Raw genomic sequence first — 12,669 nt, 5'->3', positions numbered from 1 at the left:
CTGACTGGACCGGCTCCCGTCGCGGGGTTTCGCCGCGCCGGTCGACCCATAACGGGAAACACCACACCTCTCGGAGAATCGCATGTCCCCCGCTGACGCTTTCGTATCCGGTTCGCGCACCATCACGCCGCCGTCCAAGCCCGCCCCTGCCGACCAGGCCGCCTGGAATCAGCAGAAGAACTCCTCGATGCCGACCTTCCGCTACCGGCCGTTCGCCGAGGAGGTCGAGCCGATCGAGGTGCCGGACCGCACCTGGCCGGACAGGATCATCGACCGGGCGCCCGGCTGGTGCGCCGTCGACCTGCGCGACGGCAACCAGGCGCTGATCGACCCGATGAGCCCGGCGCGCAAGCGCCGCATGTTCGACCTGCTGGTCCGGATGGGCTACAAGGAGATCGAGGTCGGCTTCCCGTCCGCGAGCCAGACCGATTTCGATTTCGTCCGCGAGATCATCGAGGACGGCGCGATCCCGGACGACGTCAGCATCCAGGTGCTGACCCAGTGCCGCCCCGAACTGATCGAGCGCACCTTCGAGGCGTGCGCCGGCGCGGCCAACGTGATCGTGCACTTCTACAACTCCACCTCGATCCTGCAGCGGCGCGTGGTGTTCCGCGCGGATCGCGACGCGGTGAAGAAGATCGCCACCGACGCGGCGACGCTGTGCCTGCAGATCGAGAAGAACTACCCGGACACCAACTGGCGCTACGAGTACAGCCCGGAGTCCTACACCGGCACCGAGCTGGCCTACGCCAAGGAGGTCTGCGACGCGGTCTCCGCGATCATCGCGCCGACCCCCGAGAAGCCGCTGATCATCAACCTGCCGGCGACCGTCGAGATGGCGACCCCGAACGTCTACGCCGATTCGATCGAGTGGATGAGCCGCAACCTGGCCCGCCGCGACTCGATCGTGCTGTCGCTGCACCCGCACAACGATCGCGGCACCGCCGTGGCCGCCGCCGAACTGGGCTACCAGGCCGGCGCGGATCGCATCGAGGGCTGCCTGTTCGGCAATGGTGAGCGCACCGGCAACGTCTGCCTGGTCACCCTGGGCATGAACCTGTTCTCCCGCGGTGTCGATCCGCAGATCAACTTCTCCGATATCGACGAGATCCGCCGCACCGTCGAATACTGCAACCAGCTGCCGGTGGCCGAGCGGCACCCGTACGGCGGCGACCTGGTCTACACCGCGTTCTCCGGCTCGCACCAGGACGCGATCAACAAGGGCCTGGACGCGATGAAGATCGCGGCCGACGGCGCGGGCGCCGACGTCGACGACATCGTCTGGGAGGTGCCCTACCTGCCGATCGATCCGAAGGATGTCGGGCGCACCTACGAGGCCGTGATCCGGGTGAACTCGCAGTCCGGTAAGGGCGGCGTCGCCTACATCATGAAGACCGACCACGGGCTGGCGCTGCCGCGGCGGCTGCAGATCGAGTTCTCCCAGGCGATCCAGAAGATCACCGACGGCGAGGGCGGCGAGGTCACGCCGAAGGAGATGTGGGACGTCTTCTCCACCGAATACCTGAGCCCGATCATGCCGCTGGAGCGGATCAGGCAGAAGGTGACCGCCTCGGAGACCGACGGCGGCACCGACTCCATCGTGGCGACGGTGAAGGTCGACGGCGTCGAGCAGGAGATCACCGGTACCGGCAATGGGCCGCTGGCCGCGTTCGTCGACGCGATCGCGACCGTCGGCTTCGACGTGCGGGTGCTGGATTACTCCGAGCACGCCATGTCCGCGGGTGACGACGCGCAGGCCGCGGCCTACGTGGAATGCGCGATCGGCGACAAGGTGGTGTGGGGCGTCGGCATCGCGACCTCCATCACTACCGCATCACTGCGCGCGGTGGTTTCCGCGGTCAACAGGGCACGCGGATAAACGAGGACGAGTAGGATGGTCGCGGTATCCGAGCAGGTAGCCGCCGCGACTTCCGGCTCTCGATCTTGTTGCCGGAGACGATAATCGGGCGGCGTGTCATCCGGCGCGTCCGCCGTACACACCGGGACGCGGGCCACATAACACCGTGCTAGCGTTGATTCGCATTCAAGCGCCGAGCTCTCTGCTCGCTCCCGAGCAGATGGGGGAACTGTGACCACAAACGACCACAACCCGACTTCTCCGCCCTGGCTGCAGAGTCATTCGGTGGATACGGCCGAAGCCGAATCCACCGGACAGCACGCCGCGCCGGACGAGGCAGGCGAGCAGGCACCGGCCGAGCAGGCCGACGGCGGCACCGCGCGGGAGTCCGCCGAGGCGCCCGAGCAGTCGGCGGCGGAGGAGTCGCCGAAGCAGGATCCAGCGCAGTTCGCCGGATTCCCCGGGCAGTCGGATCAGACCATGGCATTCCCGCAGGCGGGCATGCCGTCGTACGCCGCACCCACCGGGCCCGAGCCGTACGGCCCCTACCCGACCGGGCAGTTCGCGCCGCCGCCGTACGGCCCGCCCGCGGGCGAACCCTTCCCGACCGGGCAGTACCAGCCGGTCGATCACAGCGGTAACCACCAAACCGTCACCATGTCGGATCAGCAGGGGCCGGGTTACGGCGAATACCGGCAGGAGATCGGCCCGGACGGGCTGGTCCGCCGGGTATTCCCGGAGGCGCCGCAGCCCGATGCGCAGGAGCATCCGGCGGGCCCGATCTACAGCTGGGCGCCGCCGCCTCCGCCGATGCATCAGCCCGCGCCACCGCAGATGTATCAGCAGCCGCCCGTCGGGCCGCCGCCCGGGCAGGGCCAGCCGTGGCAGCAGCCGAATCCGCATCAGCCGCAACAGCCTTTCCAGCCGCAGCACGTGCCCGCGCCGGGGCAGCCCGGGCATTCGGTCAACGACCTGAACCTGCTCAAGCGGGCGCGCAAGGCGCCGCGCAGCGGCTGGCGGCGCGCGGTGCACAAGGCGTCCGGCGGCATCATCAATCCGGGCGAGTCCGCCGCGGACGTCGTCTTCCGCGACCTCGTCGACCGGGTGAACCAGCCGGTGCGCGGCGACTACCGGATCGCGATCCTGTCGCTCAAGGGCGGCGTCGGCAAGACGACGACCACCGTCGGGCTCGGATCGACCTTCTCCTCGCTGCGCGGTGACCGGGTCATCGCGATCGATGCCAACCCCGACCTGGGCACGCTGGCCCACCGGGTGCCGAGGCAGACCCGCTCCACCGTGCGAAACCTGCTGGAAGATCAGCACATCACCAGGTACTCGGACGTGCGCGCGCATACCTCGCAGGCGCCGAGCCGACTGGAAGTGCTTGCCTCCGAACAGGATCCGGCGGTCTCCGAGGCGTTCAGCGAGGCCGACTACCGCAAGGCGATCGGCATCCTGCAGGCGTTCTACAACATCATCCTCACCGACTGCGGCACCGGCCTGATGCACTCCGCCATGGCCGGCGTGCTCGATATGGCCAGCTCGCTGGTGCTGGTGACCTCGCCGGCGATCGACGGCGCGCGCAGCGCGTCGGCCACCCTGGACTGGCTCGACCACCACGGCTACGGCAAGCTCGTCGAGCGAACCGTGGTGGTGGTCAACGCCTCCCGGCGCGGCGCATCGACCGTCGACCTGGATCAGCTACGCAAGCTGTTCCTCGACCGCACCCGCGCCGTCCAGGTGGTCCCCTTCGACGATCACCTCGCCGAGGGCGCCGAGATCGACCTGGAACTGGTGAGCAAGCCGACCCGCCGCGCCCTGCTGGAACTGGCCGCCATGGTCGCCGACGACTTCGGCTACGTCGGCTCCCAGCAGTACGGCACCCCACCGCATATCGGTCCCGGCCACCCGAACCAGCACGGTCACGGTCGGCACCACTAGCACGCGAAGATCTTGCGGCCCGGCACTTTTCAGTGCCGGGCCGCATGTCTTCGCCGACAACGCTATTCGGCAGTGGCTCGGTGGGCGGCGGCGCGGAACGCAGTGAGGACGGTGCCGATGGCGGGGCGCTTGTCGGCGTGCGGGCGGGTGGCCATTTCGTAGATGCGGGCGGCGCGGACACCGGACAGGCGCAGCACGGAAAGGCCGGGATGGGCAACCGCGAAGCGTGGCATCAGCGCGACGCCGTAGCCGGACGCGACGACCGCCTCGATGACGCGGAAATCCAAGAGGCGCTGCACGATTCGCGGTTGCACGCCGGTGAAGGTGGCGATCGAGTTGAGTACGTCGTCGACCGGGAAGCCGCCGCGCACGCTGAGCCAGGCCTCGTCGGCCAGTTCGGCGGGGGCGACCGAGGTGCGGCCCGCCAGCGGGTGGGTCGGCGCGACGATCACATCGAGTGGTTCGCGCATCAGGTGATGGACCACAACCCGCGGCCCGGCCACCGGCGCGGCGTATTCGTCGCGATGGGTCAGCACGATGTCGTGATCGGCGAGCAGCCGCTGCGTTTCCGACGGCGGCACATCCTCGTCGCGGGCGATGACCTCGACGCCGCTGTCGGCCAGTGTCGACAGCACATGCGGCAGCAGCAGCGAACCCGCGGACGGGAACAGCGCGACCCGCACCTGCCCGCGCGGCGAACCGCGGTAGTGCGTCATCTCGGCGACGGCGCGGTCCATCGCGGCGAGCACCTCGTCGGCGCGGACCACCAGCGCCCGGCCCGCGTCGGTGAGCCGGACCCGGCGGCCGTCCGGCTCGAGCAGCGGTACGCCCGCCTCCTTGGCCAGCACCTTGAGCTGCTGCGATACGGCCGAGGGCGTCATCGACAGCGCGGCGGCGACCGCGCCGACGGTGCCGCGATCGGCCAGTTCGCGCAGCACACGCAGCCGCTCCACCGACATGGCGGGCCCGCCCGAAATCGCCGACATCGGCCCTCCTTCATTAAGTATCGCTACATCGATTATCCATATTTATTCGATTGTTCTGATAGTTTGCCTGGCTCACGATGGACGCATGACCAACCGCGATCGCCTGCTAGGCCTCACCGTCGTGCTGCTCTGGGGCCTGAACTTCCTGGCCATCCGGGTCGGCCTCGACCACTTCCCACCCTTCTTCTTCGCCGGCCTGCGGTTCGCCGTCATCGCGATTCCCGTCCTGCTGTTCATTCCGCGCCCGCGGGTGCGGTGGCGCTGGATCCTGCTGTACGGCATCGGATTCGGCATCCTGCAGTTCGCCTTCCTGTTCACCGCGATGCGGGTCGGCATGCCGACCGGGCTCGCCTCGCTGGTGCTGCAATCCTCCGCGCCGTTCACCGTGCTGCTCGGCGCACTGCTGCTGCGCGAGCGGATCCGCCCGGTGCAGATGGCCGGTATCGCCGTCGCGGTCGCGGGCATGGCCGTGATCGGCTGGGACCGGCTCGCGCACGCCACGCTGCTGCCGGTGCTGCTGACGCTGGCAGGCGGGCTCGGCTGGGCCTTCGGCAATATCGGTGCGCGCCAAGCCGGTAGCGATTCCCCCGGCTTCAACCCGCTGCACCTCACGCTCTGGATCGCGGTGATCCCGCCGCTGCCGATGTTCGCGCTGTCCGCACTCACCGAGGGGCCGACCACCGGGTGGCGCGCGCTCGGCGACTCCTTCTCCGGCACCGGGTGGCCCGCGCTTGTCGCGCTGGCCTATATCGCGATACTGGCCACCATCGTCGGCTCCGGCTTGTGGACCTTCCTGATGGGCCGCTACCCGGCGGGCATGGTCGCGCCGTTCTCGCTGCTGGTGCCGGTCGTCGGCATCGCGGCGGCGTGGGCCTTCCTCGGCGAAACCCCGTCCGCCGCATCGCTGATCGGCGGTGTCATCGTGATCGCGGGCGCCTTCGCGGCGACCTCGGCCCGGCCGAAGCCCATCCCGAGCGCGGACGTCACCGAGCCGGAGCCGGTGGCCGTCGGATCGGCCGAGCGCCTGGTCGCCTGACCCGCACCGCGGCGATCTACCGCAAAGCCGCACGCGCGCACCGCATCCTCGGTAGCGTCGGTCGCGCGTGATCGCGGATCGAATGGCTATAACGCCGACCGCGATTCGAGTGCAACCGGGGCGGCGGGTGCGGCGGGATACCTGTCGTCATACAGTGTTCGCGTCTTTGTACACAGCACGATCGAGCGGTTCGACACGCGATAGGGCGGCAAAGAAGCGCCATGGTGAATCAGCGATGGACCGTCTCGCGGCGGGCAGTGCTTCGCGGGACGGTCGCGGCGGGAGTAGCGACAGCGGGCGCCTTGACGGCGGGCGCGCTGAGACCGGGGCCTGCCGCCGGAAGTCCGGTCGGCAGGCGGGTAGCGGTACTCGGCGGCGGGATCGCCGGATTGACGGCGGCGCACGAATTGAGCGAGCGCGGATTCGACGTCACCGTCTACGAACGACGGGCGCTCGGCGGAAAGGCGCGCAGCATCCCGGTGCCCGGTACCGGATCGGGCGGCAGGCCCGACCTACCCGGCGAACACGGCTTCCGCTTCTTTCCCGGCTTCTATCAGCACATTCCCGACACCATGCGCCGGATCCCGTTCGGCGACAATCCGAATGGCGTCTGGAACAACCTGGTCGCGGTGCCCGAGGCGCGATTCGCCCGCGGCGACGGCGACGATTTCCGCCTACCGCTGCGCTCGGGCCTGCGCACGGCGACCCCGGACGCCTTCCGCGAGACGCTCGCCGCACTGTGCTCGACGGCGCTGAAAATGCCCGTCGCCGAGGGCTTCTACTTCGCCGATCGGCTACTGGTGTTCAACACCAGTTGCGACGCACGCCGTTTCGGCCAGTGGGAACACACCTCGTGGCGCGATTTCGTCGGCGGGCATCAGCGCTCGCACGAATTCCGCGCGCTGCTCTCGCGCACGCTGACCAGCATCATGGTCGCCGCGAAGGAGGACGTCGCGAGCGTGCGCACCATCGGCACCATGGGCGAGCAGTTCCTCGGCAACCCCATGGAGATCGGCAACGACGGCGGCATCGACCGGGTGCTGAACGGCCCAACCAACGCGGTGTGGATCGAACCGTGGGTGCGGCGGATGCGCGAGCTGGGCGTGAAGTTCGTGCTCGGCGCGCAGGTGCGCGGACTCACGGTGCGCGACAAGCGAATCAGCGGCGCGAGCATCGTCGACGAGCACGGCGCGCAGCGCACCGTCGACGCGGACTATTTCGTCGTCGCGCTCTCCGCCGATCAGGCGCGCACCCTGTGGTCACCCGATGTGCTCGCGGTGCGGCCGGAACTGGCCGCGATGGAACGGCTGACCTTCGACTGGATGAACGGCATCCAGTTCTACCTGCGCAGGCCCGCCGAGATCGCGCGCGGGCACACCGCGTACATCGACGCGCCGTGGTCACTCACCTCGATCACCCAGAACCAGCTGTGGACGAACAAGCTCACCAGCTTCGGCGACGGGTCCGTGCAGGACTGCCTCTCGGTGGACATCTCCGACTGGAACACACCGGGCAAGCTGTACGGCAAGCCCGCCAAGGAATGCACGCCCGACGAGATCGCCAGGGAGGTCTGGGCGCAGATGGCCGCGCACCTCGACGACCGCGGCGATCTGCTGCGCGATCAGGACCTGCACTCCTGGTTCCTCGATCCCGGCATCACCTGGCAGGGCGCGCAGGGCCGCAACGCCAACACCGATCCGCTGCTGATCAATACGGCGGGCTCGTGGGAGGCGCGGCCCGAACCGCACGGCGCGCTGGAAAACCTGTTCCTGGCCGGTGATTACGTGCGCACCAACGTGGACCTGGCGACCATGGAGGGCGCCAACGAATCCGCGCGCGCCGCGGTGAACGCCCTACTGGACGTGGCGGGTTCGGACGCGCCGCGCTGCCGGATGTTCAAGCTCTACCGCGCCGACGAGCTGGAGCCGATGCGCCGGGTCGACGCGGACCGCTATGCGGCGGGGCAGCCGAACATGTTCGAGGTGCACCTCTGAGATCGGCGCGGATGTGATCGATCTCCGCACAGTGGAATCGAATTCGATCGCCGCGCGGCGGGTATCGGTGCTTTGATCGAGGGCATGCGCGACACCACCGGCATCGACGAGATCACCGACCCGACCCAACTCAGGGAGCTGCTCGGCGAGGTCGGATCCCGCGCGCTGACCAAGGAGCGCATCGCGCTGCACCCGCGGGATCGCGAATGGATCGCCAACTCCCCCTTCCTCGTCATGAGCACAAGCGACGCCGACGGCACGTGCGATGCCTCGCCGAAGGGCGACCCGGCCGGCTTCGTGAAGGTGCTCGACGACACCACCCTCGCGGTGCCGGAGCGCCCCGGAAACCGCAGGGCCGACGGCTATTTCAATGTCCTGAGCAACCCACACGTCGGCCTGCTCTTCCTCGTCCCCGGCCGCAGGGAAACGCTGCGGATCAACGGCCGCGCCCGCCTGGTGCGCGACGCACCGTATTTCGACGACATGATCGTGCGCGGCAACCGGCCCATCCTCGCGCTGGAGGTGGAGATCGAGCAGATCTTCTTCCACTGCGCCAAGGCCTTCATCCGCAGCTCCCTGTGGCAGCCCGAAGGCTGGCCCGAGGTCACGCTGCCGAGCCATGCCCGCCTGGTCAAGGAGCTGCAATCGGAGGTCACCGAGTCGGTCGAGGACCTCGAGCGGTACTACGCGCCGGAGAACTACGAGACCGACGCCAAGCTCTACGGGGGCTGAAGGGCGCACGGCCGGAGCGAATGCGGAGGTACGCAAAAAGGGCGCAGCCGGACGAAGTCCGCCCTCAGACCGCGCACGGCCGGAGCGAATGCGGAGGTACGCCTTTAGACTCGCGGGCGTGGCAGACATAACGGTGCGCGGGCGGATCGCGCTGTGGGCGGCGGCGGCAGCGTCGTGGGCCTCACAGAAGGCGGGCCGAGGTAAGGGATCGATGATCGGCGGCCTGATCGCGCTGCAGATCGATAAGACGATCATGGATCAGCTCGGGCGCGGGCGGCGCACGGTGCTGGTGACCGGCACCAACGGCAAGTCGACCACCACGCGGATGACCACCGCGGCGCTGAGCACGCTCGGCCGAGTCGCCACGCAGGCCGACGGCGCCAATATGGATGCGGGCATCATCGCCGCGCTCAACGCGCACCGGACCGCTCCGCTGGCCGCGATCGAGGTCGACGAGCTGCATCTGCCGCACGTCACCGATGCGTTGAATCCGGCGGCGGTGGTGCTGCTGAACCTGAGCCGCGACCAGCTCGACCGGGTCGGCGAGATCAACATGATCGAACGCAAGCTGCGCGCGGGGCTGGCACGGCATCCGGACACCGTGGTGATCGCCAACTGCGACGACGTGCTGGTCACCTCGATCGCCTACGACCACCCGAACGTGGTCTGGGTGGCCGCGGGCAGCGGCTGGGCGGTGGACGCGACGAGCTGTCCGCGCAGCGGCGAACCCATCGTGTGGGAGGGTCAACACTGGCGTAGCACCGGCACGGATTTCGAACGGCCGGAACCGAACTGGTGGCTCGACGGCGAAGAGCTCTGCGGGCCGGACGGCGTGCGCCTGCCGCTGACGCTCGCACTGCCCGGCCGGGCCAACCGGGGCAATGCCGCGCAGGCGGTGGCCGCCGCGGTCGCGCTCGGCGCCGAACCGGCGAAGGCGGCCGCCGCCGCGGGCACCGTCAAGGAGATCGCGGGCCGCTACCGGACCGTGCAGGTCGGCGAGCACGCCGCCAGGCTGCTGCTCGCCAAGAACCCGGCGGGCTGGCAGGAGGCGCTGTCGATGATCGAGCCGACCGCCGCGGGCCTGGTGATCGCGGTGAACGGGCAGGTGCCCGACGGCGAAGACCTGTCCTGGCTGTGGGATGTGCGCTTCGAGCACTTCGAGGGCGTGCAGGTGGTCGCGGCGGGCGAGCGCGCCACCGACCTCGCGGTGCGCCTCACCTACGCCGGTGTCGAGCACACCACGATCGCGGATCCGTTGCGCGCCATCGCTTCCTGCCCGGCGGGCAAGGTCGAGGTGCTGGCAAACTACACCGCGTTCCGCGATCTCAACCGTGACCTCGAGGTGACCGCATGACCGAGTCAGGGCCCGGAGGAGGCAGCCTGCGTAACCACGGAGGGCCCGTCGGGCATGCGAAGAAGGGCACAGCATGACGGAATCGACCGTGCGCATCGGGCTCGTCCTGCCCGATGTGATGGGCACCTACGGCGACGGCGGCAACGCGCTGGTGCTGCGCCAGCGGCTGCGGATGCGCGGCTACACCGCGGAGATCGTGGAAATCACGCTGGCGGAACCGGTTCCGGCGACGCTGGACATCTATACCCTCGGCGGTGCGGAGGATTCGGCACAGCGCCTGGCCACCAGGCATCTGCAGCGCTACCCCGGGCTGCAAGAAGCGGCGGCGAAAGGCGCACCCGTACTTGCCATCTGCGCGGCCATCCAGGTGCTCGGGCAGTGGTACGAGACCTCGTCGGGTGAACGCGTCGACGGCGTCGGGCTCATCGATGTCACCACCGCGCCGCAGGCCAAGCGCGCGATCGGCGAGGTGACGACCACACCGCTGCTCGACGGCCTCACCGTGCCGCTGACCGGCTTCGAAAACCACCGCGGCGGAACGAAACTGGGCGGCGACGCGACCGGACTGGCGCGCGTCACCCGCGGCGTCGGCAACGGCGTCGGTGACGGGCTGGAGGGCGTGGTCCAGGGTTCGGTGCTCGGCACCTACATGCACGGTCCCGCGCTGGCGCGCAATCCGGAGCTCGCCGACCTGATCCTGACTCGCGCGCTCGGCGTCACGGAGCTGGCACCGCTGCACCTGCCCGAGGTCGAGCAGTTGCGACGGGAACGCCTGCGCGCCTGACGGCGCCGCATCGGCGGAGCGCCCGCGGCGGGCGCTCCGTTGCCGCGCTCGTCGCGGCGCCGTCGTCCCACCGATTGATCGCGCAGCTCCCGCGGCGAAAGTCCGGACCGACACCGCCGACCCGGCTGCGAGTGAACTCCGGAATGACGCGCCTACGGTGGCGAAACCTACGCTGTCGTAGGGCGCGACGTGGGGAAAAGCACTGGCGTTACGGATTTGTGATAGTCAGCTCAGCGGGCCTGAATTTATTGCCGGAGTCCGCCGCCACGGGCCTAGGTTGGATTCTCGTGGGAGACGTGAGCGGTAAGCGGTCGATGATGATGCGCCGCACCCTGGTGTGCGCCGCGCTGGTGGCGGGTTCGCTGGCCACGGCGCCGCTGGCGGCGGCCGAACCGGGCGGCGGCCCCGCGGGGTGTGTGCCGTTCGGTACCGCGCAGCTGCCGCCCGGTGTGCCGTCGTTCGGCGGGCACGAGGGGCTGGCCGGGCTGCCCGCGTTCGCCGGCGACGCACCGCGCAGCGTCGAATTGCGCACGCAGACCACCCAATTCAACAACTACTGGGAATTCGCGCTGGTCGACCACGCGCTGCTGGCGCGCCCGCGCGGCGCGGCGGAGCCGTGGCGCTACGCGCCCCTGCCCGACTGCCTGCGCGGCAAGCTGGCAGGGATATCGGTGGACGACGACGAGCTGGCGGCCGTCGACGACGCGGGCTGGCTCTACACCATGGACAACGTCACCCAGGGCCCGCTGTGGTGGAACTGGACCTCGGCGTTCGGCGCACCGCTGTGGGCGGGCACCGGTAAGCGCATGCCCGCCAGCGCGCCGGGCACGTGGGCGTTGAGCGTGTCCTCGCCGTTCAACAACCAGACCTACACCGATGTCGCGGGCCGGGTGCACAACTCCGGCTGGGCCAAGATGACCATGGTGCCGATGCTGACCGGCGACGGCAGCCGGATCACCTACGCCGATCCGTGGCTACCGAACGACGACAGCTACGAGATCGGCGGCCCGCTCGGCGGGCGCTTCCGTTCCGTCGCGCTGTCCTCGGCGGGCTCGACCACGTTCGTCATGAACGCCTACGGCGACATGTACACGCGCAACTTCGATTTCGACGGCTCCGGCAGCGATTCGGTGTTCTTCCGCTACAGCTGGGACGATCAGACGGGCAAGCCGTCCGCGCCGAACGCGGCGGCCGAACTGCTCTCGCCCGAATACGCCGCGATCCAGCTGCCCGCACCGGACTGGGTGCGCCAGCCGAAGATTCCCGGCGAGATCACCTCGGCCATCAGCGTGCACGCCACCGGCATCGGACCCGGCAGACGCGAGCTACGGGTCGCCGGGCGCGACGGCGGCCGCACCGGCTTCTGGCACAAGAACCTGAGCGATGCGGCGTGGGCATTCACCGCGACCGACGCGGAGCTGCCCGGCGACGCCATCGCGAACAAGGCGCAGGACCGCTCCGCCGATACCTTGGCGCCGCGGGCGCCGTGGCGGCTCGCGGCGGATCTGCCCGCCCGCGACACACTGATCGAGGGGCAGACCCTCATCAACAGCGTGGTGCCGTACTCGATCATCGACCCGCGCGTCTTCGATCAGCTCGGCCAGTCCGCGCGTCCGTCCGGATACCGGCTGACCGTCGAGCATTTCGACCCGGTGGCCACCACGCGCCGTGCGACGGTCACCACGCCCGACGGCGCCGCCATCCCGGTGCTGCTGCACACCGCCGACGGTTTGCGCGGCGCGACACGCGGCCCCGGCCTCGACGGCAACCCGCGGCATCTGGTCGGCGCGATCGAAATCGACCGCGATGCTTACGATTCCCGCGCGGCCGATCCGGCCCTCGACGAATTCGTGCGCAATTGGATGCACGGAAAACGCATTATTCCGCTGAGCCTCAGCGCCACCGATCACGATCTGATCGTGCGCTGAATCGGCGCGCGGGCGCTGTTTTCCGCGCGACTCGATAGGCACGGGCAAGGCGCTTA

At 69.4% G+C, this 12,669-nt stretch carries 9 protein-coding genes; 8 read left to right on the top strand and 1 reads right to left on the bottom strand.

Annotated features, from left to right (window positions below; all coding sequences use genetic code 11):
• The first annotated feature begins 82 nt into the window (after positions 1-82).
• Complete coding sequence (gene leuA / locus ACIG5A_RS14770) at positions 83-1,879, top strand: 2-isopropylmalate synthase (RefSeq protein WP_397240746.1); 1,797 nt, start codon at positions 83-85, stop codon at positions 1,877-1,879.
• Between the two features lie 264 nt (positions 1,880-2,143).
• Entirely contained in the window at positions 2,144-3,799 is a 1,656-nt protein-coding gene (locus ACIG5A_RS14765) for an AAA family ATPase (RefSeq protein WP_397240745.1), read from the top strand.
• A gap of 62 nt (positions 3,800-3,861) precedes the next feature.
• Here the strand turns inward: ACIG5A_RS14765 and ACIG5A_RS14760 are convergent, their stop codons facing one another.
• The gene (locus ACIG5A_RS14760; protein WP_397241760.1) at positions 3,862-4,758 is read right to left on the bottom strand and encodes a LysR family transcriptional regulator; all 897 of its coding nucleotides are present in this window, start codon (positions 4,756-4,758) and stop codon (positions 3,862-3,864) included.
• A 112-nt stretch (positions 4,759-4,870) separates the two neighbouring features.
• Here ACIG5A_RS14760 and ACIG5A_RS14755 point away from each other — a divergent pair, with 112 nt between their 5' ends.
• The 6 genes from ACIG5A_RS14755 to ACIG5A_RS14730 all read left to right on the top strand — a co-directional run bounded on the left by ACIG5A_RS14755 (position 4,871) and on the right by ACIG5A_RS14730 (position 12,613).
• The gene (locus ACIG5A_RS14755; RefSeq protein WP_397240744.1) at positions 4,871-5,821 is read left to right on the top strand and encodes an EamA family transporter; all 951 of its coding nucleotides are present in this window, start codon (positions 4,871-4,873) and stop codon (positions 5,819-5,821) included.
• A gap of 221 nt (positions 5,822-6,042) precedes the next feature.
• Complete coding sequence (locus ACIG5A_RS14750) at positions 6,043-7,815, top strand: FAD-dependent oxidoreductase (RefSeq protein ID WP_397240743.1); 1,773 nt, start codon at positions 6,043-6,045, stop codon at positions 7,813-7,815.
• Between the two features lie 84 nt (positions 7,816-7,899).
• Positions 7,900-8,547 carry a pyridoxamine 5'-phosphate oxidase family protein gene (locus tag ACIG5A_RS14745; protein WP_397240742.1) on the top strand — a complete coding sequence of 216 codons (648 nt, stop codon included), beginning with the start codon at positions 7,900-7,902 and terminating at the stop codon, positions 8,545-8,547.
• 118 nt (positions 8,548-8,665) lie between these two features.
• Positions 8,666-9,901, top strand: a complete 1,236-nt coding sequence (locus tag ACIG5A_RS14740; protein ID WP_397240741.1) for a MurT ligase domain-containing protein — start codon at positions 8,666-8,668, stop codon at positions 9,899-9,901.
• Positions 9,902-9,974: 73 nt separating this feature from the next.
• Positions 9,975-10,685 (top strand): type 1 glutamine amidotransferase, encoded by a 711-nt coding sequence (locus ACIG5A_RS14735; RefSeq protein WP_397240740.1) that lies wholly within the window; start codon positions 9,975-9,977, stop codon positions 10,683-10,685.
• Positions 10,686-10,999: 314 nt separating this feature from the next.
• Positions 11,000-12,613: a hypothetical protein gene (locus tag ACIG5A_RS14730; RefSeq protein ID WP_397241758.1), complete on the top strand. Its 1,614-nt coding sequence runs from the start codon at positions 11,000-11,002 to the stop codon at positions 12,611-12,613.
• The last annotated feature ends 56 nt before the right edge of the window (positions 12,614-12,669 follow it).

It is taken from the genome of Nocardia sp. NPDC052566 (assembly GCF_044547285.1).
In the GTDB taxonomy this organism is placed as follows: Bacteria; Actinomycetota; Actinomycetes; order Mycobacteriales; family Mycobacteriaceae; genus Nocardia.
This window is presented reverse-complemented; position numbering and strand designations above follow the sequence as displayed.

Bases quoted from the DNA above. Each gene is read 5' to 3' on its own strand.
- ACIG5A_RS14750 (WP_397240743.1), top strand. From the start codon at position 6,043: ATGGTGAATCAGCGATGGACCGTCTCGCGGCGGGCAGTGCTTCGCGGG.
- ACIG5A_RS14755 (WP_397240744.1), top strand. From the start codon at position 4,871: ATGACCAACCGCGATCGCCTGCTAGGCCTCACCGTCGTGCTGCTCTGG.
- ACIG5A_RS14730 (WP_397241758.1), top strand. From the start codon at position 11,000: ATGATGATGCGCCGCACCCTGGTGTGCGCCGCGCTGGTGGCGGGTTCG.
- leuA (WP_397240746.1), top strand. From the start codon at position 83: ATGTCCCCCGCTGACGCTTTCGTATCCGGTTCGCGCACCATCACGCCG.
- ACIG5A_RS14745 (WP_397240742.1), top strand. From the start codon at position 7,900: ATGCGCGACACCACCGGCATCGACGAGATCACCGACCCGACCCAACTC.
- ACIG5A_RS14760 (WP_397241760.1), bottom strand. From the start codon at position 4,758: ATGTCGGTGGAGCGGCTGCGTGTGCTGCGCGAACTGGCCGATCGCGGC.
- ACIG5A_RS14735 (WP_397240740.1), top strand. From the start codon at position 9,975: ATGACGGAATCGACCGTGCGCATCGGGCTCGTCCTGCCCGATGTGATG.